Raw genomic sequence first — 26,616 nt, forward strand, 5'->3', positions numbered from 1 at the left:
TTGATTCAATCTATATCTATTAAATTAACATTAATAAAAAAAACATTTTTTATTTATTTATTTAGTTTTATACTGGCCTATATACTACCTGACTGATTTAATATATTTTTATGAAAGAAAAAATCGTTAAAAACCTTGTTAGCCTAACTCATGGTACCAACAATGATGTTAAAATAGCGGCGATAAATGCATTAGGCGATTATATTTGTTCTATTGAACAAGAAGATGCTATCGATAGACTATTAGCTTTATGTGAGGATTATAATAAAGATATTGCTGTAGCATCAATTGTATCAATTAGCAAACTAGCTAAATTCTTCCATGAAACCCAACAAAACAAAACCAATTAAAAAAATAACGATTTAACGTAAAATTCATTTATTTAACAAATGATTTGCATTATGAGAAAATAAAGGAAGAAACATGACTGAATTATGGTTTATTCATTTAGATAAGTAAATTCAATTGAATTAATTAATTCCAATGGCAGAATAATAATCAATAAATATCTAAAGGAGATATAACATGAATATATTAAAACCATTAATTCTCAGTGCAAGTTTAATCGCGATTAGCTTTTCAACATTCGCTTACCCAGGAGATGGTAATGGTTCATGGCACCGCGGAGGGTACCAAAACCAACAGCAATATAATGATAGGCCTTGCGATAATTACCGCCACTCTAATCATGCAAATCGTCACCGTGGTATGATGCAGTATTCAACATCAATTCAAACTACTCAACCAGATGAAACACTGAAAAAAATTGCTGCAGATGCTCCTAAAGGAGAAAATGGTAAACAATATATGGTTAAAGTTGCGGTTGTAGAAATTACACCTAACTTTCCAGTACAAGGCCAATAATTTTTACCAAGGGTAGAATAAACTACCCTTTTTTGTTTATATGACTTCAATGGTTATACCTCCCCATAATTGATCCCCCTTACTTTGCTATCTTGGCATGACATGTTTCTTTTCTTATTTACCGTAGATAAATTTGCAATAGTTCAGAAACTAACCAGATGAATAAGTAATCATAAAAAGTAAATAATTATTTACTTTGGAACTATTTTGAGTAATCTAATACTTTCAAAGATAATAATTTCAGGGAATAACTATGGATCGCCGTTCGTTTCTTAAATCCACATCACTAGTTGCAGGTGGAATTGCACTTAACTCACTTTTTAATCAAGCCATTGCGCAAACAAACAACATAAATATACCAAGTGAAAAACAACCTCTCTTGCTGAATTTTAATGAAAATTCATTAGGGATGTCACCGAGTGCAAAAGAGGCCATTATCAAAGCGTTACCTAATGCATTTCGTTATCCGGATGACGCTCGTGCTGAATTACAGCATAATATTGGTGAGCTCTACAGTTTATCTAATAAGCACATTAGTATGGGTAATGGATCATCTGAAACGATTCAAGCTGTTGTCGCTATGTTGGCAAATAAAGCAAACAAACTCGGTAAAAAAATTCAACTAGTCACCCCTGATCCAACGTTCAATTATGCAGAACTTTATTCTCTGCCATTAGGTATTAAGATAACCAAAATTCCTTTAAAAACTGATTTATCATTTGATCTAGAAGGAATGGAAAAAGCTGCTAATGATTTTGACGGTTTATCAATGGTCTATATTTGTAACCCGAATAACCCGACAGCAATGATCACGCCTTATAGCCAGTTGGTTAAATGGATGAGTAAAGAGTCTGACAACACATTTTTTATCGTTGATGAAGCTTACGCCGAGTTTGTTGAAGACCCAAATTTTACGAGTGCTATTCAATTAGTCAAAAAAGGCCAAAATAACCTGATTGTCACACGTACTTTCTCAAAAATTTTCGCCTTAGCAGGTTTAAGAGTTGGCTATGGTGTTGCGACCCCCGAAATTATTGCTGCTGTAGACGAATTTTTATCTATTGATAATACCAATACAGCGGGAGCAGTCGCTGCAATAGCGTCTCTAAAGGATAAATCATTTATTGAATACAGCCTAAAATCTAACAATATTTCGAGAAAAATCGTAGAAAAAGCATTAAATGAGATTGGGTTAGAATATGCCCCATCACAGGCTAATTTTATTTTCCATAAAGTTAAAGGTGACGTAAAAACCTATCAACAACGTATGGCTGAAGCTCATGTTATGGTTGGCCGTGAATTCCCACCTGCCATTGGCTGGAATAGACTCACACTAGGAACCCCCGAAGAAATGCAGCAATTTGTTGTGATATTAAAGCAGTTTCATGAAAAAGGATGGGTATAAATTAAGTTCTCTCCAAAAAGAGCAGTTCAAGCTGCTCTTTTTACATTAAAATGGCCCCTTAAAGATAAAAAAGGCGCCTGCAAAAATAAAAATAAAACCAATTAAATGGTTAATGGTAAAATTTTCACCTAAATATAATACCGAAAAAAGAACAAAAACACAGAGTGTTATCACCTCTTGCATTGTTTTTAATTCAGCCGCACTGTAATACTGATGCCCTAACCGATTAGCTGGCACTGCAAAACAGTATTCAACCAATGCAATTAACCAGCTAAAGAAAATAACAACATACAACGGCTTTGTTGTGAACTTTAAATGGCCGTACCAAGCAAACATCATAAATACATTTGAAATAATAAGTAAGAATACTGGATAAAATTTAGTTAACATGCTGATTCAATAGACAAACAATAAATAACCGATATTATGAGGTTAGAATTAACACACGACAATGTGCTCCCATAAATACCCCTGCGCTTCATATCATAAATTTAAACGTATTTAGCAATCATTACGAGGTAATAATGAATATTAAATATGAATTAATGACACAACCAGATTGTCCTGCTGTCGCTCAATTATTGCAATCTAATTCTGAATCTCAACAAGGTGGATTACTCGGTGAATACCCTCAAGCCAAAGTCAATGCAATGTTTGCAGGAAGTCTGACTACCGTTGTAGCTCGAGATGGAAATAAAATTATCGCTGTCGTATTTAGCTTTGACCCTAATTCCTCATCCCTCCCCCCTATAGCACATTTGATCATTAAACAGCATGCAGAAATTGTACAAGGCAACTGGTTCTATGGTCCTGTTTGTATCGATAGTGATTATCGAGGGAGAAATATTCTCAAATCACTTTTTGATAAAATTTGTTCGTACAACCAAGGAAAGCCTATTGCCTTTATTAATGCAGACAATCTCAGATCGCTTATGGCGCATCAAAAAATAGGCATGAGCAATGCCACTAACTTTGAATTTAATGGCATCACATATCATCTAATGGTAGGGAGTTAATTGTGTACCAATTGGTACATTTTTATTTTAATTTGCTTATTTTTTGCTACACTGTGACAAATTATTGTATACAGGAGTCATTTTATGACAGATTTCATTAGTGCAAATCAAAAAGCATGGGATAAACAAGCTGAATCACAACTTGCTTGGTCAACCCCCGTTGATTCCAAAACTATCAATGATGCCAAACAGGGAAAATGGCAAGTTCATTTAACACCAACTCCTGTTGATGATACTTGGTTAGGGAATGTAAAAGATAAAAAAATTCTTTGCTTAGCTTCTGCGGGGGGGCAGCAAGCTCCGGTACTCGCGGCAGCAGGAGCAAATGTGACTGTTTTTGATTTTTCTCAGAAACAGCTTGAACAAGACAAAATGGTGGCAGAAAGAGATAATTTAACCTTAGAGATTGTTCAAGGTGACATGCGATCATTACACATGTTTGCTAATGAAACATTTGATATTATATTTCATCCTATTTCTAATCTGTATATTCCGGATGTTAACCCTGTCTGGCAAGAATGCTACCGTGTTTTAAAACCAAATGGACGACTGTTATCCAGTTTTTTTAATCCTGTTGTTTTTATTGGGGAACGAGATAAGCAATATGACGAACAAGGTATAATAAAGCCAAGTTACACTATGCCTTACTCCGAACTATCTACTTTATCGGCAGAGCAAATAGCACAAAAGCAGGCAAAGCAAGAAGCTTTTGTATTTGGTCATTCACTGACAGATCTCATTGGTGGGCAAATAAAGGTAGGTTTTCATATCACAGGCTTTAAAGAGGACTGGCAACCTAATCCACGCTTTGTCGTTGACAATTATCTACCCACATTCCTAGCGACGATGGCAGTTAAATCAAATTAATATTAGTGACGCTCGTTTTGCTAGCAACTCAACAAGCTATCATTAATTTAGCTTCTTTTACAATATCTATCCCACACAGCTTCAAATTGTTCTGCGGGAATAATATCATCTGTTTTTTCTACAAAAGGAATGGATATCATTACTTTTCCAGCTCTATTTTTATGAAGCCTAACGATAAATCTTTTATAGCCATGGGGTAACTCATTTTCAAAACCAAAGACTTCACCGCAATAATAGCCCGTTTCATCCCCTTCTTCATTTTTCGTCAATACATAATATTGAACATTTTTATAATTTGCAGCCGAAGGGTAAGCAAGAAAATCTTCGACAGAACTTTTCACTCGGCTTTCGGTATCTAACTCAGCATCAAGTTTAACTTCAGTCATAATTCCTGCAATATACGCACAGCCAGCAACTAACAGTAATACCAGGGTTCTTAATAACATTTTAATGGTACAGCTCAATAGAAAACATTGCTTATCATTATAGTTAATACTTAAATTTTTGCGACTATAGCCAACCATGTTTAAGCCGTCAGCATATCGAGAGAGTTTAGTTTTATGATGTTTTATAGCTAATTATTTTACTCTATGTTATTTATTGAGTGAGTTGCCATATATAAACTAATATTGCCGCTGTTATTATCCAAATAGCGGTTGCCATACTTAAACTTCCCCAAGCGGTCATTTTCGTTGCTAATAAATATACCGTTAGTAAATACATTGCATAAGGAATGAGAGACCAGAGCCCAAACAGTGCAGTTTTTCTGAGAGCTTCTGTTCCTTGTTCTTGAACGACGATAACATGAGCAATTAATGCAAATGTAGGAAATAACGGAACTAAACCTGCAATATAGTAAATTTTACTACGTGAAAATAGTGCAATAATCAATACGGCTAAAGCACCTAAAAGGCATTTAAAGAATAAAGAAAGCATACCGCACTCTAGACTCAAATTTCAAACGTTGACTATTATTATCACAAATCACTCGTAAATTAACTCTCTTGTAGGTAGCAATCTACAACAATTATTTCCTCTTATTCCCTCGTTATCAGTAAAAGTTGCCTAATCCCTTTCAATTTTATGAGCTAAGTCAAATTGTTGAATATAAAGTATCCAGAATTAGTGCCGATACATTTACTTAGTCCCTACGCCTGATGCTTTCGCGTGACTACATATAACTTTTTAGCTATCGGACAGCTTCGATTTGCTCATGGTTAATAACGTTATGTTTAGAAGTCGTTCTTAGTATGCGTACAAACATACTACTCGATGGTATGAAAGGAAATAATCAATGATGTCTGGTAATTTAAAAAAAATTAATTTTAGTTCAGCTAAATTCTCTTTTTCTGGTTTTAAGACAACAACCCTAGTCTGGTTTATTTCAGGCCTGCTTATCGCCCTTCTTCTTTCAACCTGTTGGTTTTTCTTTAGTTCTTTAAAACAATATCAAGAAACATTAACCAAGCTCGATACTATCTATAACGAACAAACACAGTTGAATAATACATGGCTGTCTTTATTACAGGCACGAAATACTTTAAATCGTGCTAGCTCTCGCCATTTGTTGATTATCAATAAGATGAAAACTTCAAATACTGACATAGATAGCCTTATCGAGTTTTATCATAAAAAAATGGCAGAAACAGGTAATTATTGGGATGCATTCACTGCCACCTCACTCTACAAAAATAGCGATAAATTTGCTGAGTTAGAAAAATCATATAAAGCGTTATATGCTGCATTGAATGAACTTTCAGTCTTTCTAGTTCAAGGAAAAACATATGACTTTTTAAACCAGCCGACTCAAGGATTTCAGGATACATTTGAGAAAAACTACGTAAGTTATCATCAACAATTAAATAGTAGTTATCATGATATTGCTCTTGCAAGTGAGCAACTGTATAAACAAAGTTTGATTGGTTTAATCATTACTATCTCAATAGTTATCCTCTTAGCTCTATTTATTCGATTTATTCTACAACTTTTCTTTATTCGCCCACTTAACCAAGTTATTGATGGTATTGAAAAAGTTAGCCAAGGCGTTTTATATCACAGCTTTGATAATAAAGGGTTATATGAGATCAAGTTACTTAAACAGCATGTGTCTAATATGCAAAGTAAACTGATTGATATCGTCAAAAATATTTATGACAACACTCACCATATAAAAGTTGAACTTGGTGACATCACTCAAATGAATCACGACCTTTCTATTCGAGCAGATCAACAGGCCGCAGCCATTGTTGAAACAGCAGCCAGTGTCGAAGAGCTCGATTCCTCTTTTAAATTAAATACGGCCCACACTAACCAATCGTGTCAATTGATGTCCGAGACGAGTGTAACGATTGATAAAAGTAATGAACTTATTTCTGATGTTGTAGAAAACATGGATGATATTGTCGATTTTTCCAAAGAAATCAGTAAAATCACCTCCACCATCGATAACATTGCTTTTCAAACTAATTTATTAGCATTGAATGCCGCTGTAGAAGCTGCCAGAGTGGGTGAACATGGCAAGGGCTTTGCGGTTGTCGCAAATGAAGTACGCGAATTATCAATTAGTTGTACTCAGGCATCCAAAGAAATTAAGCTATTAATTAATAATTCAAACGATAAAATTAATCACTGTTTCCAATTAGCTGCGGATGCAAATGATAATATCGTTTCAATTGCACAAGACACATCTAATATCAATGAAATGATCCAAAGTGTTGCCCTTGCTTCGAATGAGCAAACCCATGGGGTAAGCCAAATACACTTAGCAATTAATGAGTTAGATAATACCACACAAGCGAATGCAGCTATGACTCGCGAATTGCAATCATCCTTAAAAGCGTTAGAGTCTCAATCAGATTTATTAGAAGATATTATTTCTATTTTTCACACAGAACCGAAAAGTGACCATGAAGTTGACAGTGATATTCACTACGAGGTGAAAAAAGTAAAATAATTTGTCTAAACATGTATTATCTTGTATCGCAATTTATTTAGGAGGTTGGCTTTAGATAGTCGCCTCCGATAATTTTCTCATATCCCTCTCATTCCTCCAATTTTTGTTACTATGTTTTATCGCCATTTAATAACTTTTTACAGTTTATCTGATATAACAGATTACGATTACTTCTATTAAACATGAGTTCATGATGACAATAAAAATTACTGTTCTTGTAGATAATAATACCCTAATTGATAGCTATTTTTGCGGTGAACCCGGTGTTTGCTACTATATCGAAGCTGATAATAAAAAAATATTATTCGATACAGGCTATTCAGATATATTTATTGATAATGCACATATCTTAAATATTGACCTTGCTGAGATCACTGATCTGGTTCTTTCTCACGGCCACAACGATCACACATGGGGCTTAAGTCACTTAATTCAACATTTTGACCGCCGTAACATTGAAACACAAGAAGCTAAGCACCTGATATACCATCCAGATGCCCTAATTCCAAAAAAATTTCAATCTAAAGTCATCGGAGCGAATACACCTAAAGAGTTTTTAGCTTCTTATTTTCATTGTATTGAAACGACTAAGCCATATTATCTTTCTGAAAATATTATATTTTTAGGCCAAATTCCTAGAGCCAATAGCTTTGAAGGAAAAGACCCCATTGGTACTACCCTCGACTTCAACCATAATATCGTTGACGACTATGTCTTTGATGACTCTGCACTTGCCATTAAAACATCGGAAGGCCTAATTGTGATAACGGGTTGCTCTCATTCTGGAATTTGCAATATTACTGAATATGCAAAGCATGTAACTGGCATCAATAACATTGTTACTGTGATAGGCGGGTTTCATTTGCAGCAAGCCTCAGAAGAAGTTTTAGAACAAACAGGTAATTACTTTCGCCAGCAAGATTTAAAATTTATACACCCATGTCACTGTACCGATCTTAACGCCAAAATACATTTAGCGAAATTTGCGCCCGTACAAGAAGTTGGCACAGGGTTACAGTTAACTTACTCAAGTTAATATAAAACCAGTTAACACAAAATAGAATAAAGTAAAACCTAGTGTTACATTAGGTTTTACTTACACCAGTAATATTAAGCCCTTACAAAAACAATCAAAATTTATGTTCTTGAGCCCAAATCTTCATCCGTATTACTGCCTTTAATCATTCTTGTCATTTCTTCGCAACGGATAATTTTCCCATCTTCTATTTGAAAACAAGCAAATACCTCAAATTCACTTATTGAACCATCTTTTTTAGTCGCTTTTGCCAGATGCTGAGTATGAACACACCCATCCCCTTCTGCGATCGATTTTATAGTAATAACGATTGATTCAGTGGCTTCTTTCAATACCTGCAAATGGGCAATAAACTCATTAAAATTAATTTGTTTCCCATCAACAACTTGGATATATTTATCTGAAAAATATTGCTTAGCCACAGACAACGAACCTATATCCTCGTCCAATACCGCATTTAATGCTTGTGTTACCCACTGTGCGTTAGTCATATTTTATCCCTTATCATAAAAACAGCTTTCATAATTGTTATGGGAGTATTATTTTGTATTTCAAGTCAAAAACCAATTTATTATCTTTTTAATTTTATTCTTATACTATATTTCAATAATTTCTTATTTGTCCGTAATTTAATCTACAAAATACCACTTAATTTACCATTTTTATGATTACTCTGATTTGGATTAAGCACTAATCACTGGTATTATCTAATGGTCTATCTAAGCAATAGACACCTTATAACAATAACTATAAATATACATTTCCATTAGATACCCCTGCATGCAGGGGCTTTTTTTATTAAATAATTTCATCCCCCAAAAAACCATTATTGATAACCTGTGACTTTTTCCTCATTTTACGACTCTCCTAATTGCTAACATCATACTCCAATCCCATACTTTTTAAGCATTATGAAAATATCTTAGCTAACCACCTAAAGAGGTTAATCATGAAGTTACTTTTGTTAGGATGCATACTTACTGCTTCTTTTTCTTTGCAAGCAATTGCCGCTACTGAAACGCCGATCCGGCTAGTTATCCACGGTGGTGCTGGTACTATTACAAAAAATACAATCACGCCTGAACAAGAAAAAGCATACCAAGATAAATTAAATGAAGCGCTAAAAGCAGGTTATAACGTATTGAATAAAGGAGGTTCTAGCCTTGATGCAGTACAAGCTTCCATTAATGTAATGGAAGATTCGCCTTTATTTAATGCAGGCAAAGGTGCGGTATTCACTCACGATGGAAAAAATGAAATGGATGCCTCAATTATGGATGGTAGTAACCTGAAAGCAGGCGCCGTTGCTGGTGTTACCAATATCAAAAACCCAATCAATGCCGCCTATGCTGTTATGACAAAAAGCCCTCACGTGATGATGGTTTCTAAAGGTGCTGAGCAATTTGCTGCAGAGCAAGGCATTGAAATTGTTGATCCATCTTATTTCCGTACTGATTTTCGCTGGGAACAATTGCAAAAAGCGAAAGAAAAAGAAAAAGTCGTATTAGATCATGATGGGAAAACAGCTGCACTATTTGTAGACCCTATGTTATACGATTATAAATATGGCACTGTTGGAGCTGTTGCTTTAGACAAACAAGGTAACCTTGCAGCTGGTACATCAACAGGGGGTATGACAAACAAACGGTATGGTCGTGTTGGTGACTCGCCTATTATTGGTGCAGGAAATTATGCAGATAATAATACCGTAGCTGTTTCCGCAACAGGCTCTGGAGAAATGTTTATTCGTACAGCAACGGCTCATAATATTGCAGCACAGGTAAAATATAATAAAGCCACCCTTTCTGATGCATCTCGTAATGCACTCGATGACGTTAAAGCTATCGGAGGCAGTGGCGGTGTAATTGTATTGGATAAATCTGGCAATTACGCAATGGAATTTAATTCAGAAGGTATGTACCGTGGAACTATAGGTGATGACGGTATCCCCCATGTATCTATTTATAAAGAATAAACTTTAAATAAACAACAATCCCTCAGACTTAATTAATAAGTATTGAGGGATTTTTATTTCTATTATGACAATATTAAGATGAATGACAGTTACAATCTTTAACTATTTGTAAAGGAAATAAACATGCAATTAGAGTAGGTTAATTAATAATTATAACTTTTATAAAAGGTATTTTTATGCGATTTAATCTAACTCAAGTAAATATATTAGAAGAAAACACAAAGGTTACAGGGTTACATATAACTTTACTCGGTGATGATAGTTCTGTTCATACACTTAAAATGGATATAAAAGGTTTGGATACCATGAACATGAGTTTAAGAGATATAGAAAAATATGCTATTAAACAACTTAAACATAACTTTGAACATTGTTCTAATGGTTAAATTTTACGATTACTTCTAGGCAATAATAAAATTTATTGCCATATAAATAAAATTTTTATTCTTCATCAGGATTTTTAAGCACTTTATATATTTCTTCTTTTAATCGTAGTTTCTGTTTTTTTAACTCAACCACCTCCTCGCCATACCCTCTTCGGTCTGAATGTTCCAATCTTGCAATTTCATGGTCTAACTGATTATGTTTTTCAAAAAGAGCACGAAAATGAGGGCTTGATTGACGAAGTTGAGAAATTAAATCGCGGTACTCTGGAAACATAAGTTATTTCTCCTGCGTTAGTTTTATCAGCACATAATCTAATCATTTTCACCTAAATCAAAAATAATATCATCCACCTTATATCAAATTTACAACCGACTTCAACTAAATTCCATGTCATTTCGAGTTAAGCATCATCACTATGTTAGCTTAAGCAAGTTATTAATACTTTATTTATGGGTTCATTAAGTTATCAATAAAAGACAGCATCATAATGACTCTATTACACAATGCGTTAATGTTAATATAGCATTTCTACCTCTCATGAAATTTAAACCAATGAGTAAGGTGCACTCGAAAATTTAAGATATCTATTTAGAACTCGGGAAAATAAATGCAAATTAAAAATACCGGCGAAATTGAGCAAGATATTCAGGTATACCTTGTGAATTCTTTCACACAAAATAATACTGGTGGCAACCCTGCTGGTGTTGTTCTCAACCCGCCAGCACTCAGTACTTCACAAAAAATAGCTATTGCGCAACAAGTCGGTTTTTCAGAAACAGCATTTGTCTATAATGGTGAACAAACTGATTTTGAAGTAGATTTCTACACCGCTGAAGGTGAAGTCGATTTTTGTGGTCATGCCACATTAGCGGTGTTTTTCACTTTAGCGTCACTTAAGCTGATTTGCTCTGGGTGTTACACCCAAAAAACCAAGGCCGGTATTCTAAGTGTGTCTGTTAGCCCGAACAATATCGTTATGGAGCAAGCGCTACCCACCCTGCGAGATGGACCTAATATCAATGAAGTTGCAGCAGCCCTTGGCATAACGAGTGACATTATCACTGAAACAAGCTTACCTATCATGATAATTTCAACTGGGTTACCCGACATTATTATTCCCGTAAAAACAGGTTATTTAGATTTACTACAGCCTAATTATGAAGCAATAGCGAAACTAAGCCGTGAATTCAATACGATCGGCTTCCATGTATTTGAGTTAAATCAAGACACATCAATCACAGCACATTGCCGAAATTTCGCACCGCTCTATGGAATAAATGAGGAATCGGCAACAGGCAGCGCTAGCGGAGCGCTTGGCTGCTATTTGGTCAATTATGTCTTACCAAATGAAACTCAATTTCTATTTGAGCAAGGTCGTGCCATGGGATGCACCTCATCGATTCAAGTAAACATTCACTCACAAGCGAAAAAGATTACTCAAGTGAAAGTTGGCGGCCAAGCCGCCATGATGGGAACTCGAATAATACATATTTAACTAGAAGTACAATATGTTAGGCCATAGATTATGATTTAATTATTCAATAAAACAATGAGGCTAGCACATGCAAGATTGGAACCCTGATTTGTATCTGCAATTTAAACAGGAAAGAACTCGCCCATCATATGACTTAATCCGCCATATTCATGCCGATAACGTATGTAATTTAACCGATTTAGGTTGTGGTCCAGGTAATTCAACTCAAATACTTCGTGAAATGTACCCATTAGCAAGAATAATTGGGGTCGATAACTCTCCTGCCATGCTAGTTGAAGCAAAAAAGAACCTTCCTGACTGCCAGTTTATAGATGCAAACATTGAAACCTGGGTTCCTGAAATCAAACAGGACCTTATATTTGCCAATGCTTCGTTACAATGGTTACCTGATCACAACCTATTATTCCCTCATCTTGTTGATCAATTAAAAAGCAACGGTATTTTAGCCATCCAGATGCCAAATAATTGGAATGAACCCACACATGCTTTAATGCGCAAAGTGGCCAGTGAGCAAGCGATTTCCGCCGTCAATAGAACAGCGCTTTTATCAATAGCTGAATATTATGATTTGCTTTCAGCAGCCCATTGTTCTGTTGATATATGGCAAACGACTTATTATCACGTCATGCCATCGATTGATTCAATCATTGATTGGTTAAGCGCGACAGGATTAAGACCCTACGTTGAAAACCTAGATAAAAAACAAACCGAACAATTTCTCGCTCGTTACCATGAATTATTAACAGAAGCTTACCCAGCACAAGATAATGGCTATGTTTTAATGCCATTTCCTCGATTGTTTATCATCGCAAGAAAGCTTAACTAGTTAGTATGGAAATTTTTCCCATGGATGGGATAGTCTAGCAATATAATGAAATGCTAAGCTGTTAGCCTATAACTATCTTCGATTAACTCCTTGAGTTCATCATCAGTAAGGCGCCCTGGCAACTTTATCGTAATCCAATGCTCTTTATTCATATGATACGCTGGATAAATATCATCTTTTAACCGCAATGAACCAATAAGTTCAGGGGGAGCTTTAAGGTTGATAATATTAATTACCTCCTCATTTTTATTTATTTCTAATTTCTTAGATGAAATACGCATAATAACTGCAAACCACTTTGCGTTGTTTTTTCGTCTAAAAACAATATATTCAGGGTACTTCATCCATGGAGTTTCAGGCTCCACACCATAATTATGCTGAATATAATCAATCAATTCACTTCTGTTCATTTTATCATTCCATCTCATCAATGATGATTAAATAAAATTACTTACCTACGGAATTATACGCCTTCTCGCTCGCTCTGTAACAATATCTTTATTTCATACAGTTATACTCAAAGGAGTTTTCTTTTACTAAAATTCTTATGGCAACATGAATATCACCAGTGAATCTTCTAGAGGAACTATTGAACCGAGATTTATTTTTCGAACAATAAATTAACAAAGAACAGTTACTAAATAGAAATCACTTTAATGATCCCAAGCAACCACAAGACCATTATAGTGAATAATGTGCTTAATTACTGACATCGATTATCCCAAATCTTCTGAAAATCCGGCTCAGAGATCATTTCCCCCTCGAAATCAAATAAAGGAATGGAAAACACGCACTGGCCTTCATGATTAGCAGCAACTTCAACAATAAACCGCTTATACTTATATGGTAAATCATCTTTAAATGTAAACACTTCACCACATACATCCCCAATAACCTTATGACCCATCATTGAACCATGTGAATAGAATTTAACATTTCTCATGTCAGCAGCTTTCGGTTGGTGCATAAAATCCACTACTGTCTGTTTAGCGCCATCAATAAGGGTTGGTTTTTTACTAAAGTTTATTGAAACACCTATGATAAAGGCTAATAATATCAACAACAAAACACATAGAACTCGCAAAATTTTGGTGTACACAACAAGCTACCACTCCTGATATTAATTGCTTATAATGTATTCCTAATATACGTTTAGGGCAATCATAACCCCTATTTAGCGTGTGATTTGCTTAAGTCCTTTGAAGAAAACCATAGCTGTTTTGCACTTACATGAACCCTTTTCTGTTAAAACTCGCTATTACCATTCGATGTTGTATCTATCATGGCAGATAAAATCTGATACAAATATTACAACTGATAAAACATCAATTATGTGTATTTAATCAATCTTGAATATGTATATTCACCCATTATTTTATAAGAAAATTAATATTTGAGGGTGCTAATTTTTACATTTAGTTAAAAATGCACCAATTCAATTCACATAGGAAGTAATTATTTAAAGAATATAACAATAAACACTAAAGACAACCTTTACCTTTGGAAATATGAATAGCTATACTGTTTTATTTTTCAGCAGTAAATAAATAATAAACGCATGGTTCCATATTGAAACGAGACATGAAAATTTCACCCTTCACAATTAATTTACTCAAGTATATAAAACCACTGCCGATATTCTAAATAATCACGACTAGATTTAATATAGATCCGTTATTACTCATAGTAAAATCAGTACATAATAAAATTCCCTGGACTGATTTATTATTATCCAATCAATTAATTTGTAACAAAACATTTCAATTGGTAATATTTTATTACCAATATGATACAGCATTGTAAATAAGGATATTTATATATGTATAAATTAAATAGAAATATAGAATAAAAAAATAGAATAAATAAAATACTAAACAATAAGCATAATTTAATCATTAAAATTAATATTCAATGTATCGTATAAAAATGAAATCGCAAATACTCTTTATGCGAGTAAATGCAATTGTCAATTCATTTATCTCGCAATATTGGAAAAATAGCAAAAACTGATTTAATTGCTATTTATCAATATGTTGTCACAAGCTGAAAATTAAAATCAAACGATTGACTTTTCTCTTTCAATCGATTACGCCTATGAAAAATATATCATTAAGCGTTTTAAACGATTGTACTTAATATTATTATTTGATTAATTTTTATCTCAGAAAATTCTTACTCACTATAGGGGTTAATATGGATCGTGCTATTTTAAATAGCAAAGTAAACATCTTAATTGGAAATTATTTAAGGCAGAAACGTATCGAAAATGATCTGACAGGAGAAGATATAAGCAAATTACTTCATGTCAGTCAACAACAGGTTTCACGCTATGAAAATGGTGTTAATACTATATCATTCAGTCTAATTTTAATGTTTTTAATACAATTAAACATTAGCGTAGAATCCTTCTTCGTTTCTTTATTAAAAGAATTGGAGAGCGAAGGTGAAATTATTGATTTGGGTTTAAATTTATATTCAAATTCATTACCCAACAGAAAACAATATCTTTATTTATAATAACATTCATTATCAACAAAAATACTGCACCAACACCAATATGCTAGAAAAAGAAATAATAAAGAAAGAAATCACACAAAGGAATAAGAACCTTGGTGAGTATATAAAAATTATAAGAGTGAAAAATAAAATATCAACTCATGAAATGGCAATTAATTTGGATATTACAGAAAGTCATTATATAGAGTATGAGCATGGAGGCACCTCAATTTATGCAGATCATTTAATAACCATATCTAAAATTTTTAATATAAATATAAATGTATTCTTAAATGTATATATGAAAAACTAGATATTACCACCTGTGTTAGAAGGCTTGGCTGCTGCTAGCCTTTTAACCTTTTCCCCCTGATTTGTCTACATGCTTAAACTTGAAACTAAGCCATCGAGTTAGGCAAAAACCGATGTTATGACCGAAGAATTTTTCTAAATACACAAACGGGAGTTTTAAGCTCTCGTTTTTCATCTCATAATACCAAGACTATGTAATGCACTACCCTTAGGGTTTATTGACAATTTATTGAATTGACAATGATTATTATTCAGTGCTAATTATGATTATAATCACTAAGTTTGAACATCTTTCTTTACGCAAGATTAGTAAGTTAACCAAATACCCTGTAGGGCGTAACATGAATAATTACTGCTTTTTTATCAAGTCGGAAAAAACCTAAATCAAGCGAACAAGAAATACAAAAGCTGCTGGCTATATACAGCAATTTGAAGAGGTTGAAGCCCCTTCAAGCAAGAAAACACTTGAACGTTTTGCCGATACTCGCAGTGAAGAAGTTAAAAATATCTATGCCTTTGCTGGTGCTGATATCCTTTTAGGCATCGTTGGCGCTGTCGCAATGGTGTTTAAATAGCGTAGGCTGAAGATTACAAAAGTAGATGCTGAGAATATATGCATTCAATTTCCTCATAGCGTGTTTGCTTCTATCCTGATAAGTTTACTAGGTTGTTAGTCCGTATCTGATTCATTATATCCACACGAATTTTCAAGCAAATCGTGGTGAACAAATAACTACAAATATAATAACAACAAACTTTAAAAATGCGCTAAATAAGTCCGGTTCTGATTGTGGAGAAAAAACGCCAACTTTATTCTATGAGCGACGCTCTTTATCAGAAGGCTATATCTCGAATAGAGAGTTGATACATTAAACTCAAATCAATCCTCTCCATGATATCGACTCGTTCTTATTGGAAAACCTAACCACTTAAAATAGATAAAAAGGAATGTCTTAATGTTGTCTAAAGTCACTCGATTATTCCCATTATGGGCTCTACTCTTATCCATATTTGCTTATTATACACCAAACTCATTTACAGGGATCTCCCCGTTTATTAGCTACTTACTGATGCTAATTATGTTTACTATGGGAGTAACACTTAGAATTAGCGATTTTAAACGCGTCGTGACAAGACCCGCCCCAGTGATTATTTGTACCTTTATTCATTACTTGATTATGCCCCTAGCAGCTTGGCTTTTGGCTAAAGCTTTTGATATGCCAGCTGATCTTGCCATTGGAATGATATTAGTGGGTAGCGTGGCGAGTGGAACGGCTTCAAACGTGATGATCTATTTAGCGCGCGGGGATGTGGCATTATCTGTTACGATTTCATCGGTATCTACCTTGGTTGGCGTATTTGCAACACCTTTATTGACTCTGTTATATGCAGATACATCAATTAGTGTAAATGTCATGGGTATGTTGCTGTCTATCTTACAAATCGTAATTATCCCTATCATTGCAGGGTTAGTCATTCATCATCTTTTCAGTGAAATAGTGAAAAAAATTGAACCATTTTTACCTTCTTTATCAATGATTTGTATATTAGCAATAATCAGTGCTGTCGTTGCAGGTAGCCAAAGCCATATTGCTTCTGTTGGATTTATGGTCGCTATTGCTGTTGTATTACATAATGGAATCGGTTTAATTGGTGGCTATTGGGGCGGGCGTTTATTTGGTTTTGATGAGTCAACTTGCCGAACTTTGGCAATTGAAGTTGGCATGCAAAACTCAGGGTTAGCAGCAACTTTAGGAGCGCAATACTTTGGTGCTATGGCTGCTCTTCCAGGCGCATTGTTTTCTGTTTGGCATAACTTATCGGGCTCTTTACTCGCCGGATATTGGCAAGGAAAACCAACTAAATAGATACTGTTTGAATACTTAATATCCCCATTAAAAAATTGAGCTACCCAATAATTTGGGTAGTTCCAGTAAAAAGACCATTCCTTGTCATATAGAGGACTAAAGATTTAATATAATGAAAGGTACTCCGCAATAATTTGCCCTTGATGCATTAAAATAATGCGATCAGCAAAGCGAGCCGTAAGGTTTAAATCGCGTAATACACAACACACATTTATTTTTCGTGTATTGACTAGATGCCGTAACAAACGAAAAAGATGTTGTTGGTGGTGAATATCTAGTGCTGATGTCGGTTCATCCAAAATAACCATTTAGATACAGGTTCATCTCCCCAAAGCTGAGCCAATAATATTGCCAACACCCTGCCCACCAGTGCCAAAAACTAACCATCTTGCCATTAATTATTCTCTTTAAGTTGCTTAACTAATAAACGAAAAGCTTCAAGTTGTTCCTGTAATAATTGACGGTGTTCATCACGCCCTAAGAAAATTTTAAACATGGCATCTCCTGATTGATTAAAAAATAAAATCGAGGCGGTATCCATTCCCATAAATTTTCGTTCAATTAGTGCAATATATGTACAATTTTCAGCTTTGATATGCCCTGTCATGCCTTTTTTACCACGTAAATTAAAATAACCATGGCGATGAAAACCTGAAGGCAACTCACCTGAAAATTCTAGAATAACATCCTGCGTATGAACTAGCGTGGTGACATTACCCCATGTGTGGACAGCATCCCAAATCAAGTCAAAATGTTTTCCTATCGTCAAAGCCATATCGGGCAAATGTCTTACTACATCCAATAAGGTGGTATCATATTGTTTTGCAATAGTTTCTAATGTTCCATCGGGCTCTGTTTTCAAAAAATCAGCTAACGCTACATTACTCATTAAATGTTCCTTTACGATATTTTTTCTTGCGTGAATTGGATAGAATTAAGATTCACGATAATCTCTTGAAGTGATTGAAGAATATTACTTGCCCAAAAACGGCCTTCATTCGTTAGTCTTAAATCAGTCGAAGTATCTTGTGTTAATCCTGACTGATACCACTGCTGTAAGAGTGGAGACAGCATTTGCGCATGAGGGGTAAATTGTTCAAGTACAACTCGCGCTGTTTCAATACCAGCCTGTAAGCGATGGCGCCATTGATACTGCGGATCGGTCGTCTGCATCATCATCATGAGCGGTTTTCTTTTCGCATTAATTGCTTCATAATACGAGGTCAGATTCCTCTCCCCCATCCATGAATATCCATTGAGAGAGCCCCCGGCACCAGAGCCAAACGCCAAGCAATCAGCCCCTTGTTTAATCAACAAATTATATAAATTGCGTTCCCGTGTTGTCCGCGCCCAGTGGCTATTACTGATGCAGTGCCAGCCTTGTTTATCCATAAATTCGCAGCCTTGTAAATACAAGTCACGACGCTTGGCAGGATCAGGAACTGTGACTCGATTATTTTCAACCGCTTTACCAAGTGGCGTACTTGGGATCAAATTAAGTGCATAAAGGTCGACACCATCTAGGCCAATCTCACTTGCAATTCTCAGGTCTTCACCCCAAAACTCGGTTGTCTGCTCAGGTAAACCAAATAACAAATCACAAACCACCGCCGCTCTATCTCGATGGCACAATTTTTCCATAAATTTCCGAGCTTCCTCACCATTTGATGTCCGGGCCATTTTTTTACGAATTTTGCTATTAAATGACTGAATACCAATTGAAAAACGATTTGCTCCTGCATCTAAGCATGCATCAATACGTGCATCATCAAAATTAAGAACTCTCCCTTCAATGGTTATTTCACAATCAGGAGCTAATGGTAAACGAAGGCGTAACACATTAATAATACGCGCTAAATCATTAGCAGAAAGTGCAGAGGGTGTTCCACCGCCAAAATAAACAGCATGGATCGGGGCAGACTGGTGTAATACGTTGTCGGCTTCCGTTTCAATCTCCCGGATCAAATACTCTGTATAAATATGGCTTTCAGAGGCATCATAGCGATTTTGGTAGAAACCACAGAAAGTACAATGTGTTGCACAAAAAGGAATATGTAGGTATACCAATCGCTTACGTGGTTCGAACGTCGAATTGATTAATTTCTGCCATGTGTCTTGTCGTTTATCAGCACTAATTGGTACCGCCCCGCGCCAAGGCATTGTTGCATGCCTATCTTTAAATGGTTGATGGCCTTCTAATGCAAAATAAGGCGATAAATCAATATCATATTTCATATTATCACTCACTATCCGTTTCATCTGGCCAAATATTGTGGTGTAAAATCTCAACGGCATCCGCAATTCGAGGCCCCATACCTAAAATGAGTGCCTGATCGATACTCACAATGCGTTTATTTTTCCAAGCAGAAGTTCGGGTAAGTCCGGGAACTTGTTCTAGCTGGTTAAGGCCCTTTTCTACCATCTGGCTGGTTACAATGATCACTTCAGGGTTTGCCGCAATCAAACCTTCTGCGCTATAACTTCTGTATTGTGTGTGTTGCGCAAGATTGTTCGCACCAGCCAGTGTCAAAATGATATCGGCAACGCTACCTTTCCCTGCAATTTGTGGCGCACTACTAGCCGCGGAAAGAATAAATAGCACATTGATTTTTTTGCCTTTCTTTTCATTTATTTGAGCAATATTATCCAATCGGCTACGTAACTGATTAACCAACGCATTCCCCTGTTCCGGTTTATGTAACACCTCCGATAAGGTATGAATATTGAGATACATTTGTTCAACCGTAGCTGGTATTCGAGGTAACGTTAATACACTGACTTTTTGCAGTTTTAGCTGATCAAAAACCAATTGAGGGCTTGCATCTTGCCAAGTGACAAACAACGTTGGATGCAAAGATAAAATTCCTTCGGCACTTAACTGTTTCCAATAACCAATATGAGGTAATTTTGCTGTTTCCACTGGCCAACTTGTTGTTTCATCAACACCAATCACTTGGTTTCCAGCGCCTAAAGCGTAAACTAACTCTGTGAGAGAGCCTCCTGCCACAACAATTCTTTCACTCGCAGCACTCACTATTGAAAAACTGAGTACAAATAGTGCAGCTATTATTTTTTTCATTTTTAGAATTTCCATACAAAGCCTGTTGCAGCGCTAAAACCAGAAGCAGGAATTGATTCGTGGGCAGTTTGGTATTTTTTATTGGTTAAGTTATTTAACGATAAGTTAATTTGGTACTGATCGTCTGAGCCAAATTCTGTATTAAACGCAAGGTTAAGAGTGGCCCAGCCTGCTGTGCTCGTTGGCTTTTCACCCGTTTTATCCTGTGCTTTTGCAGCAGCTCGAAGATATAAATCTGAGGTTAAGTTCACTTGGTCTAGAATCAATTGATGTTTAGCTCCAAAGCGCCCACTAACATTAGGCTCTCCGGTATCCCAAGTTTTTATATTCACACCATCAAATTGACGACGTAAATAATTCCCTGTGGCATAAGGAGTGATATCCCATCCTTGGTATTCGACGGTCATTTCTAGCCCGTATGTTTTCGCACGATTGATATTGTCATAATAGTGATATCCTGTTCGTGAAGAATTACTGTTTCCACTGCATATTGACTGCCCTGAACATGTGACTAAAGCGATATAATCCTTCGCTTCAGAATAATATAAAGCGCTATCGATATACCATTGATTACCGTTATAACGCGCACCGATTTCATAGTTGTTAGAACGCTCTGCTTTTAGTCCCTCATTTCCATAATTGATACTTCCCCCCGCTGAGGTTTGCATAAATAATTGGCTCAATGTTGGAAATACATAACCTTGAGCGAATGCGATACGCAGCTCTGTATTCTCAAACCCTGAATACCGTAAGCTTGTTGATGTAATAAATTGATTATCATGCGTTTTTGAGCTTTTAAGGTTATGATAAGTGTTCCCCGTTGTTGAGTGATTTGTATTTTCAAAACCACTTAACAACTCCGAACTTAACCAATATTGCCGCGCCCCTAATGTCCACTTCCAATCATCTGCAAAAGCATATTGATTTTGAGCGAATATCGACCAGTTTGTTTGCTCTGTTCGATTATGTGAATCACTGGTTTTTGTATAATTGACGGCAGGAGGGAACTGCGTTGAGCTTTGGGACTCTGTTGAACTTTTTGAAGACTGCTTTACACGGTCGCGCTGAAGCTGAGCTCCCACAACCAGTTGATTATTCGCGGGTAGTGTAATATCTGTTTGTAGTGTGATCCCTTGAGTATATTGTTTGTCATTCGATTGAGTCTGATTAGCTACTCGTAAATCGCCAATCATTGGGCTCCCTGTTGGTGTCACAACCGCCAGCTTATTTTCAAAATCACGCTCAATAGTTTGTTCATAAGCATCTAAATGAATATTTTTAATATATTCACCATCCGCTTGATAATCATAAAAAAGACCAACTTTTTCACGAGTTAAATCAGGAATTTTGACACTGAAGTGTTCATAGCTTGGGTCTTCATGCCATGTTTGTGTCGACAATTTATATCTATCAAGGGAAAGACCAAATTTATGTTTACCTTCGGTGTAACCTAACCACATACCTTGGCTATTATTGCGATGGTTTGTATTTTTTAGGCGCCCCTCGGGAGTATCTCTGTCACCTTGATCGGAGTAACTTCCGTTGAGCCGATAATCAAACTTACCTATGCTCCCCCATGCCGCTGCTGACTCTTCCCACCCTGTCGTTGCGGAGTTATATACCGCCTTAACAGTGCCTCCCAATGGCTTATTGCCACTTTTTTTGGTTATGAAATTAACGATACCACCAATAGCTTGAGAGCCGTAAAGTACTGAATAGGGGCCTTTCACCACTTCAATGCGTTCCAATGCGGATTCATCAATAAGCAGCCCAGCACCATAATCTTGCCCTGCCCGTTGATAAGTGACTTCTTGCCCATCAATTAAGATCAATACTCGAGAAGATGCTTCCCCACGAATGCGAATTTGTTTACGTCCCGCTAAGGCATTATCGGTAATTTCAACACCTGGAATATCGCGTAAATCATCTGCTAGCGCTATGTTTGTCGAACTATCAAGCTGTTGTTTATCAATGACTTGCATTGTTACTGGGCTATTCCATAAACTACTTTCACTTCGAGTTGAAGTGACAACAATCGTTTCACTGGCATCAATATGGGCACGCGGTGAAGGCGTTGATGCAGAGAAGGCTCCTTGACTAACAAAAAGCGCTAATGAGCTGAGTAAAAATGTTCCATTAATATCCGTACGCATAGTTAACCTTTATGATAATAATAATCAGTATCATTACCATTTATAGTTTAGGGGCTAATTAATGGTCAATTAATAAATTGCAAATAGCATGCAACTTTGATTTAAATCAAAAAAGCATAACGAATATTATAAGTCCACCCTCCAGCAATCCGCTGCTGCAGTGCGCCGAACTTATTCACCCATAAAACTGGAAGGGGAAATATTGCTCAAGGTTGCCCCTGTTCCTGAAAGAAAGGTCGTCAAATTCTCGCTGGAGCTTATTAAGTTCATAGAGGTTATGATTATCACAAGCTGTAATTTCTTAAGCTTTATGACAAAATTCGGGATGGCAATTGCGAATAATTATTTATGTAAATAATAAAATTAAAGCACTAAACTGTACCATCAATATCTTCAATGCTACATCGCACACATTTGAGGACTAGAATATGAGTACCTTTTACCAATTAACGGCTAGAAGTCTTAGTGGCCAGCTTGTCTCTATGGCAGACTACGCAGGTAAGGTGGTTCTAGTCGTTAATACAGCCAGTCATTGCGGTTTTACACCACAATACGGTGGACTTGAATCTTTCTACAAGAAATACGCCGCCCAAGGTTTGGTGGTGCTTGGTTTCCCCTGCAATCAGTTTGGGAAACAGGAACCTGGCAACGCTGATGAAATCGCACGGACCTGCTATATTAACTATGGTGTGAGTTTCCCGATGTTCGAGAAAATAGAAGTCAATGGAGCCGCTACACATCCAGTGTTTCGCTATCTTAAGAACGAACTGCCCGGTTTGCTAGGTAAGAGAATTAAGTGGAATTTTACTAAGTTTTTGATTGGTCGTGACGGCGCCCCGCTCAAGCGCTTTGCACCCAATACTACCCCTGAAAAAATGGAAACGGCAATCTTTGCAGCACTTTCGAAAGAACAATCATAATTAAATATCTACATCACAGGAGATTGATTATATCTGTTATCTTGAAATAGCGAGAAACGGAATCCTTTTCTACCTGTAGTCTTCCCAAGAGTTTTCTTTGACGCCAAACTCAATATTCGCTTCCAATCCTTTTATCTTCTTGATTATAAGTGGGATAAATTGTGATATACATCGCGAATAATAAATTTTCTATCGCCGATATTTTCCTTTTCCAAACAACTCAATGGGCTTTGAATTTAGGATTCAAAATACCTCAAAATATTATTAACCATCATGATAATTTAAAATCGAGTCCCGCTTACCTGAATGCAATTACGAAGCAAAACGAAGCAATGAAAGCAGTCATAGGTAGTTAATCTGGTATACCAAATTCTACTCAATGCATAGCATTTGTAGAATTAAATAAAGTTAATCTCTAAGTATTCTAATGAGGGAAAATACAGAAGTTATAAGCACTATAGATAAAGTAAGGGCTAACCAATAATCCAAAGTAAGGAGTTTTTGACAGGCATACCACTTGAAGTTACCTTATTGTTATAGAAAACAAAAACCACACAGCACAACCTCATGGATTTCTTTGCGCTTTGTACTTAACCTTTGTAGCATCAGAATACCCCCTTTAAAACAGGATAGACAGTATGCATAAAAACAAAGCTATATTAGTATGTTTTGTTATCGCTTTAGTAACAGCTTGTTCATCAAACACTAAACCCCAAACTAAGTCAGATACTTGCGAGATAAAAATGGATACTCCCGAAGGTAACTTACCTGGGAAAATAGAGCAGTCCAGTGGAAATAGTCCCGAATGTAAAGCGATTGAAAGAGCGATAGATAAAGCTATCTAACTAACATACGAATTAGACAGAAGCTAGCAAGCGGAGTTTTCATTGTAGAAAAGCCCCGATCATGGGGCTCATTAAAGATTTACGATTATTTATTGATAATAGTTACTCGCTTCACATCAACTTCTAATGAAGCCCACTCTTTATCAATTTCACCATCTAAACGAACTTTTGTTTCAGGCGTCACAACCTGTCCACGCCAGCGTCTATCATCAATATCTACAGCGATAGAGCCAGTACTATCTTTAAATTCGTAAAGCTCTTTACCAATCTGTTTAACAATATGACCTTCAAGTGAAACCCATGCATCATCAGGAAGCTCTTTCGCTTGAACGACAGTTGTCACTGCTTGAGCCGTTGCAACAAACCCACCTTTTGGACCAACAGAACCATCATTCGAAACAAATCCGCCAGCATGGTTGTTAGCTAACACGCCAAATGAAGCTGCTGATAATACGAGCGCAATAATTGCCTTATTCATAATAATTCCTTTTGTCTGTTAATTTTTTATAGTTTATCGATTAAATCTTAACAGAATCTTAAGGCAAATAATTAACACTTTAGAGGGGTTATTGCACATAACTGCACATGTAACTCTGACCAATCGTGACGATAAATCTTATGTTTATTTTAACTATAAAAAAGACCGCCTAGGCGATCTTTTATGGATAACTGATATAGCGCAGACGAACCGTTTAAATTAGGGCTGCTCAAATATCCAAGCACTACTGTGCGCTTGGTTCTCTCAATAACACTTACATCATCTTTATAGAAAATGGTCAGGTTCAGCACAAAACCAGAAATTAACGAAAATAATTAGATGGTAATATTAAATATTCCACTTGTGATATGAGCTGACTCTTAAAAAAGAAAACCCGCCATTGCTGACGGGTCATAAATTATAACTCTATGATTTTATATCTTTATTTTCAATAGCTATAACTCGAGGTTTTTCTTCATCTGGGATTTCGTATTCAATGTCCAAAGTAAGTAAACCACTAGATAACTCAGCGCTTTCAATCTTTACATTCTTACCGAGATTAAATTCAAGCGAAAATTTATTTTGAGTGATTCCTTGATGGATCCATTTCTCTTTCTCTGAGTCATTAACTAATTCAGCTGATTGCTCACCTTGAACATACAATTTCCCACCTTTTAAGGATACGCTTAAATCATCTTCCTTATAACCTGGAACACTAATGGTTAATTGATAACTCGTTTCATTTATTTGTTTTAAATTATACGGATGTTCTGAAGTTAAAGGCCTATTACCTGTAAGTTGACTAAACAGACGATCCATTTGGTCAAATCTGTTAGAAAGTAAGCTATCCGATAATGTTGGGAATAATGAAAAAGATCTAATGTTAGACATAATTTCTCCTTCAATATTTTATATATCAAACTAAACACACACTACTCATGCACCATTAATTATGTACTTAGTGTAGAATAATGTTTTATCTTGGTGCATTTCTTATATAGTGTCTCTAACTAGAATTTCAAGCTTGCAATTACATTTCTTTACAAATTAATAGTCATCGTCATAGAATAAAGGACACACCATAGCTGACAGGCCTACACCGTAATCCTAAGGTACTGATCGATATCTTCGAGAGATATAAAGGTAACAGATGAGCTGCATATCGACAGTTACAACAGATAATGCCATAAGCGATTAGAAGCTCGTTAATGATACCATCAAATTTATGGGAGAGAATGTCGGGGAGCCCTAGTTGCTTTCGCTTCCACTTGGCTTTATCACCTTGTAATCCTCCAAACTCAGCGAGCCACTTCCGAATCTTTATGACTTTTTTTATTATTTCTGCCACGTGTTTCTTATGCCAAAAATTAACAAATTAAAACGCAAGCGCTCAGCTATCGGCTGAATAGGGAGAGCTTCAACACGCTTTATCTGAAAGGTTATATAAAACAAGGCATCGATACTAAAACTTTATTGGGGCATAAGAGCCAAGCGATGACCGATAAATATCATGATGACAGAGGAAAGAATTGGCAGGTTTTAGCTATAAAATAACGCTTATTTTGTAGCCTATTTTGCAGAAGAGTTTTGCAGGGGTTTTGCAGAAGAGTTTTTCTAGGCAAAATAAAACGGGAGTTTTTA

Annotated in this window: 29 protein-coding genes and 2 pseudogenes; 17 read left to right on the top strand and 14 right to left on the bottom strand. The window is 35.9% G+C overall.

Annotated features, from left to right (window positions below):
- The first annotated feature begins 110 nt into the window (after positions 1–110).
- The 3 genes from PR767_RS08695 (at position 111) to PR767_RS08705 (ending at position 2,269) form a co-directional block, all read left to right on the top strand.
- Complete coding sequence (locus tag PR767_RS08695; protein WP_004911467.1) at positions 111–350, top strand: HEAT repeat domain-containing protein; 240 nt, start codon at positions 111–113, stop codon at positions 348–350.
- A gap of 175 nt (positions 351–525) precedes the next feature.
- Positions 526–864, top strand: a complete 339-nt coding sequence (locus PR767_RS08700; protein WP_004911469.1) for a hypothetical protein — start codon at positions 526–528, stop codon at positions 862–864.
- 253 nt (positions 865–1,117) lie between these two features.
- A complete protein-coding gene (locus PR767_RS08705) occupies positions 1,118–2,269 on the top strand; it encodes a pyridoxal phosphate-dependent aminotransferase (RefSeq protein WP_004911470.1) in 1,152 nt (383 codons plus the stop codon).
- Between the two features lie 45 nt (positions 2,270–2,314).
- On the opposite strand, the gene PR767_RS08710 is transcribed toward PR767_RS08705, so the two are convergent.
- A complete protein-coding gene (locus PR767_RS08710; protein ID WP_109912416.1) occupies positions 2,315–2,659 on the bottom strand; it encodes a DMT family protein in 345 nt (114 codons plus the stop codon).
- 134 nt (positions 2,660–2,793) lie between these two features.
- On the opposite strand from PR767_RS08710, the gene PR767_RS08715 reads away from it, so the two are divergent.
- Positions 2,794–3,285 carry an N-acetyltransferase gene (locus PR767_RS08715; protein WP_109912415.1) on the top strand — a complete coding sequence of 164 codons (492 nt, stop codon included), beginning with the start codon at positions 2,794–2,796 and terminating at the stop codon, positions 3,283–3,285.
- An 84-nt stretch (positions 3,286–3,369) separates the two neighbouring features.
- Complete coding sequence (locus PR767_RS08720) at positions 3,370–4,152, top strand: class I SAM-dependent methyltransferase (RefSeq protein ID WP_123381885.1); 783 nt, start codon at positions 3,370–3,372, stop codon at positions 4,150–4,152.
- Between the two features lie 47 nt (positions 4,153–4,199).
- Here PR767_RS08720 and PR767_RS08725 read toward each other — a convergent pair whose 3' ends face one another.
- Together PR767_RS08725 and PR767_RS08730 are read right to left on the bottom strand one after the other, a co-directional pair.
- Positions 4,200–4,676: a hypothetical protein gene (locus PR767_RS08725; protein ID WP_004911484.1), complete on the bottom strand. Its 477-nt coding sequence runs from the start codon at positions 4,674–4,676 to the stop codon at positions 4,200–4,202.
- Positions 4,677–4,749: 73 nt separating this feature from the next.
- A complete protein-coding gene (locus PR767_RS08730) occupies positions 4,750–5,088 on the bottom strand; it encodes a GlpM family protein (RefSeq protein ID WP_004911490.1) in 339 nt (112 codons plus the stop codon).
- 358 nt (positions 5,089–5,446) lie between these two features.
- Between PR767_RS08730 and PR767_RS08735 the strand changes: the two genes are divergently transcribed.
- Both PR767_RS08735 and PR767_RS08740 read left to right on the top strand, forming a co-directional pair.
- Positions 5,447–7,105 (top strand): methyl-accepting chemotaxis protein, encoded by a 1,659-nt coding sequence (locus tag PR767_RS08735; RefSeq protein WP_196718341.1) that lies wholly within the window; start codon positions 5,447–5,449, stop codon positions 7,103–7,105.
- Between the two features lie 193 nt (positions 7,106–7,298).
- Positions 7,299–8,141, top strand: a complete 843-nt coding sequence (locus tag PR767_RS08740; RefSeq protein WP_004911498.1) for an MBL fold metallo-hydrolase — start codon at positions 7,299–7,301, stop codon at positions 8,139–8,141.
- 101 nt (positions 8,142–8,242) lie between these two features.
- On the opposite strand, the gene PR767_RS08745 is transcribed toward PR767_RS08740, so the two are convergent.
- On the bottom strand, positions 8,243–8,632 hold the full coding sequence (locus PR767_RS08745) for a limonene-1,2-epoxide hydrolase family protein (protein ID WP_272520171.1): 390 nt from the start codon (positions 8,630–8,632) through the stop codon (positions 8,243–8,245).
- A 458-nt stretch (positions 8,633–9,090) separates the two neighbouring features.
- On the opposite strand from PR767_RS08745, the gene PR767_RS08750 reads away from it, so the two are divergent.
- Positions 9,091–10,116 carry an isoaspartyl peptidase/L-asparaginase family protein gene (locus tag PR767_RS08750; RefSeq protein ID WP_109912411.1) on the top strand — a complete coding sequence of 342 codons (1,026 nt, stop codon included), beginning with the start codon at positions 9,091–9,093 and terminating at the stop codon, positions 10,114–10,116.
- 176 nt (positions 10,117–10,292) lie between these two features.
- Complete coding sequence (locus PR767_RS08755) at positions 10,293–10,502, top strand: hypothetical protein (protein ID WP_004911505.1); 210 nt, start codon at positions 10,293–10,295, stop codon at positions 10,500–10,502.
- Positions 10,503–10,557: 55 nt separating this feature from the next.
- On the opposite strand, the gene PR767_RS08760 is transcribed toward PR767_RS08755, so the two are convergent.
- Positions 10,558–10,776 carry a DUF465 domain-containing protein gene (locus PR767_RS08760; RefSeq protein ID WP_272520172.1) on the bottom strand — a complete coding sequence of 73 codons (219 nt, stop codon included), beginning with the start codon at positions 10,774–10,776 and terminating at the stop codon, positions 10,558–10,560.
- Positions 10,777–11,110: 334 nt separating this feature from the next.
- On the opposite strand from PR767_RS08760, the gene PR767_RS08765 reads away from it, so the two are divergent.
- Positions 11,111–11,998 carry a PhzF family phenazine biosynthesis protein gene (locus PR767_RS08765; RefSeq protein ID WP_196718340.1) on the top strand — a complete coding sequence of 296 codons (888 nt, stop codon included), beginning with the start codon at positions 11,111–11,113 and terminating at the stop codon, positions 11,996–11,998.
- Between the two features lie 67 nt (positions 11,999–12,065).
- Positions 12,066–12,824 (top strand): trans-aconitate 2-methyltransferase, encoded by a 759-nt coding sequence (tam, locus tag PR767_RS08770; protein WP_164528750.1) that lies wholly within the window; start codon positions 12,066–12,068, stop codon positions 12,822–12,824.
- 53 nt (positions 12,825–12,877) lie between these two features.
- Here tam and PR767_RS08775 read toward each other — a convergent pair whose 3' ends face one another.
- Positions 12,878–13,234: an MmcQ/YjbR family DNA-binding protein gene (locus PR767_RS08775; RefSeq protein ID WP_004911514.1), complete on the bottom strand. Its 357-nt coding sequence runs from the start codon at positions 13,232–13,234 to the stop codon at positions 12,878–12,880.
- A gap of 293 nt (positions 13,235–13,527) precedes the next feature.
- On the bottom strand, positions 13,528–13,923 hold the full coding sequence (locus PR767_RS08780; RefSeq protein ID WP_109912405.1) for a hypothetical protein: 396 nt from the start codon (positions 13,921–13,923) through the stop codon (positions 13,528–13,530).
- A gap of 1,094 nt (positions 13,924–15,017) precedes the next feature.
- Here PR767_RS08780 and PR767_RS08785 point away from each other — a divergent pair.
- The 3 genes from PR767_RS08785 to panS all read left to right on the top strand — a co-directional run bounded on the left by PR767_RS08785 (position 15,018) and on the right by panS (position 17,500).
- Positions 15,018–15,341 carry a helix-turn-helix domain-containing protein gene (locus PR767_RS08785; protein ID WP_004911517.1) on the top strand — a complete coding sequence of 108 codons (324 nt, stop codon included), beginning with the start codon at positions 15,018–15,020 and terminating at the stop codon, positions 15,339–15,341.
- Positions 15,342–15,381: 40 nt separating this feature from the next.
- Entirely contained in the window at positions 15,382–15,633 is a 252-nt protein-coding gene (locus PR767_RS21210) for a helix-turn-helix domain-containing protein (RefSeq protein ID WP_004911521.1), read from the top strand.
- A gap of 955 nt (positions 15,634–16,588) precedes the next feature.
- Positions 16,589–17,500, top strand: coding sequence for a ketopantoate/pantoate/pantothenate transporter PanS (panS, locus tag PR767_RS08790; RefSeq protein WP_272520173.1), 912 nt, complete (start codon positions 16,589–16,591; stop codon positions 17,498–17,500).
- A 125-nt stretch (positions 17,501–17,625) separates the two neighbouring features.
- Here panS and hmuV read toward each other — a convergent pair.
- The 5 genes and pseudogenes from hmuV to PR767_RS08815 all read right to left on the bottom strand — a co-directional run.
- Positions 17,626–17,855, bottom strand: a pseudogene (gene hmuV / locus PR767_RS08795) (heme ABC transporter ATP-binding protein); the annotation flags it as partial.
- A gap of 39 nt (positions 17,856–17,894) precedes the next feature.
- The gene (hutX, locus tag PR767_RS08800) at positions 17,895–18,389 is read right to left on the bottom strand and encodes a heme utilization cystosolic carrier protein HutX (protein ID WP_109913089.1); all 495 of its coding nucleotides are present in this window, start codon (positions 18,387–18,389) and stop codon (positions 17,895–17,897) included.
- Between the two features lie 11 nt (positions 18,390–18,400).
- The gene (gene hutW, locus PR767_RS08805; protein ID WP_109913126.1) at positions 18,401–19,735 is read right to left on the bottom strand and encodes a heme anaerobic degradation radical SAM methyltransferase ChuW/HutW; all 1,335 of its coding nucleotides are present in this window, start codon (positions 19,733–19,735) and stop codon (positions 18,401–18,403) included.
- Positions 19,736–19,739: 4 nt separating this feature from the next.
- Complete coding sequence (locus PR767_RS08810) at positions 19,740–20,594, bottom strand: heme/hemin ABC transporter substrate-binding protein (RefSeq protein WP_442959802.1); 855 nt, start codon at positions 20,592–20,594, stop codon at positions 19,740–19,742.
- Positions 20,582–22,732, bottom strand: coding sequence for a TonB-dependent receptor plug domain-containing protein (locus PR767_RS08815; RefSeq protein ID WP_272520175.1), 2,151 nt, complete (start codon positions 22,730–22,732; stop codon positions 20,582–20,584). The genes PR767_RS08810 and PR767_RS08815 overlap by 13 nt, the downstream gene beginning before the upstream one ends.
- Positions 22,733–23,160: 428 nt before the next feature.
- Here PR767_RS08815 and PR767_RS08820 point away from each other — a divergent pair, with 428 nt between their 5' ends.
- Positions 23,161–23,652 (top strand): glutathione peroxidase, encoded by a 492-nt coding sequence (locus PR767_RS08820; RefSeq protein ID WP_272520176.1) that lies wholly within the window; start codon positions 23,161–23,163, stop codon positions 23,650–23,652.
- A gap of 638 nt (positions 23,653–24,290) precedes the next feature.
- Entirely contained in the window at positions 24,291–24,497 is a 207-nt protein-coding gene (locus PR767_RS08825; protein ID WP_004261484.1) for a hypothetical protein, read from the top strand.
- A gap of 85 nt (positions 24,498–24,582) precedes the next feature.
- On the opposite strand, the gene PR767_RS08830 is transcribed toward PR767_RS08825, so the two are convergent.
- Complete coding sequence (locus PR767_RS08830; RefSeq protein WP_004911541.1) at positions 24,583–24,975, bottom strand: YgiW/YdeI family stress tolerance OB fold protein; 393 nt, start codon at positions 24,973–24,975, stop codon at positions 24,583–24,585.
- 426 nt (positions 24,976–25,401) lie between these two features.
- Positions 25,402–25,866, bottom strand: coding sequence for an Hsp20 family protein (locus PR767_RS08835; protein WP_004911545.1), 465 nt, complete (start codon positions 25,864–25,866; stop codon positions 25,402–25,404).
- A gap of 527 nt (positions 25,867–26,393) precedes the next feature.
- Between PR767_RS08835 and PR767_RS08840 the strand changes: the two are divergent.
- A pseudogene (locus PR767_RS08840) lies at positions 26,394–26,529 on the top strand (integrase); the annotation flags it as partial.
- Positions 26,530–26,616 lie beyond the last annotated feature (87 nt).

Source organism: Providencia sp. PROV223, from assembly GCF_028479245.1.
Lineage (GTDB): Bacteria > Pseudomonadota > Gammaproteobacteria > Enterobacterales > Enterobacteriaceae > Providencia > Providencia rettgeri.

Coding starts and splice junctions, on each gene's coding strand:
- PR767_RS21210 (WP_004911521.1), top strand. CDS start 15,382: ATGCTAGAAAAAGAAATAATAAAGAAAGAAATCACACAAAGGAATAAG.
- PR767_RS08775 (WP_004911514.1), bottom strand. CDS start 13,234: ATGAACAGAAGTGAATTGATTGATTATATTCAGCATAATTATGGTGTG.
- hutX (WP_109913089.1), bottom strand. CDS start 18,389: ATGAGTAATGTAGCGTTAGCTGATTTTTTGAAAACAGAGCCCGATGGA.
- PR767_RS08835 (WP_004911545.1), bottom strand. CDS start 25,866: ATGTCTAACATTAGATCTTTTTCATTATTCCCAACATTATCGGATAGC.
- PR767_RS08700 (WP_004911469.1), top strand. CDS start 526: ATGAATATATTAAAACCATTAATTCTCAGTGCAAGTTTAATCGCGATT.
- PR767_RS08695 (WP_004911467.1), top strand. CDS start 111: ATGAAAGAAAAAATCGTTAAAAACCTTGTTAGCCTAACTCATGGTACC.
- PR767_RS08765 (WP_196718340.1), top strand. CDS start 11,111: ATGCAAATTAAAAATACCGGCGAAATTGAGCAAGATATTCAGGTATAC.
- PR767_RS08710 (WP_109912416.1), bottom strand. CDS start 2,659: ATGTTAACTAAATTTTATCCAGTATTCTTACTTATTATTTCAAATGTA.
- PR767_RS08705 (WP_004911470.1), top strand. CDS start 1,118: ATGGATCGCCGTTCGTTTCTTAAATCCACATCACTAGTTGCAGGTGGA.
- PR767_RS08755 (WP_004911505.1), top strand. CDS start 10,293: ATGCGATTTAATCTAACTCAAGTAAATATATTAGAAGAAAACACAAAG.
- PR767_RS08730 (WP_004911490.1), bottom strand. CDS start 5,088: ATGCTTTCTTTATTCTTTAAATGCCTTTTAGGTGCTTTAGCCGTATTG.
- PR767_RS08760 (WP_272520172.1), bottom strand. CDS start 10,776: ATGTTTCCAGAGTACCGCGATTTAATTTCTCAACTTCGTCAATCAAGC.
- panS (WP_272520173.1), top strand. CDS start 16,589: ATGTTGTCTAAAGTCACTCGATTATTCCCATTATGGGCTCTACTCTTA.
- PR767_RS08740 (WP_004911498.1), top strand. CDS start 7,299: ATGACAATAAAAATTACTGTTCTTGTAGATAATAATACCCTAATTGAT.
- PR767_RS08735 (WP_196718341.1), top strand. CDS start 5,447: ATGATGTCTGGTAATTTAAAAAAAATTAATTTTAGTTCAGCTAAATTC.
- tam (WP_164528750.1), top strand. CDS start 12,066: ATGCAAGATTGGAACCCTGATTTGTATCTGCAATTTAAACAGGAAAGA.
- PR767_RS08820 (WP_272520176.1), top strand. CDS start 23,161: ATGAGTACCTTTTACCAATTAACGGCTAGAAGTCTTAGTGGCCAGCTT.
- PR767_RS08745 (WP_272520171.1), bottom strand. CDS start 8,632: ATGACTAACGCACAGTGGGTAACACAAGCATTAAATGCGGTATTGGAC.
- PR767_RS08810 (WP_442959802.1), bottom strand. CDS start 20,594: ATGGAAATTCTAAAAATGAAAAAAATAATAGCTGCACTATTTGTACTC.
- PR767_RS08815 (WP_272520175.1), bottom strand. CDS start 22,732: ATGCGTACGGATATTAATGGAACATTTTTACTCAGCTCATTAGCGCTT.
- PR767_RS08785 (WP_004911517.1), top strand. CDS start 15,018: ATGGATCGTGCTATTTTAAATAGCAAAGTAAACATCTTAATTGGAAAT.
- PR767_RS08725 (WP_004911484.1), bottom strand. CDS start 4,676: ATGGTTGGCTATAGTCGCAAAAATTTAAGTATTAACTATAATGATAAG.
- PR767_RS08720 (WP_123381885.1), top strand. CDS start 3,370: ATGACAGATTTCATTAGTGCAAATCAAAAAGCATGGGATAAACAAGCT.
- PR767_RS08830 (WP_004911541.1), bottom strand. CDS start 24,975: ATGAATAAGGCAATTATTGCGCTCGTATTATCAGCAGCTTCATTTGGC.
- PR767_RS08825 (WP_004261484.1), top strand. CDS start 24,291: ATGCATAAAAACAAAGCTATATTAGTATGTTTTGTTATCGCTTTAGTA.
- PR767_RS08750 (WP_109912411.1), top strand. CDS start 9,091: ATGAAGTTACTTTTGTTAGGATGCATACTTACTGCTTCTTTTTCTTTG.
- PR767_RS08715 (WP_109912415.1), top strand. CDS start 2,794: ATGAATATTAAATATGAATTAATGACACAACCAGATTGTCCTGCTGTC.
- hutW (WP_109913126.1), bottom strand. CDS start 19,735: ATGAAATATGATATTGATTTATCGCCTTATTTTGCATTAGAAGGCCAT.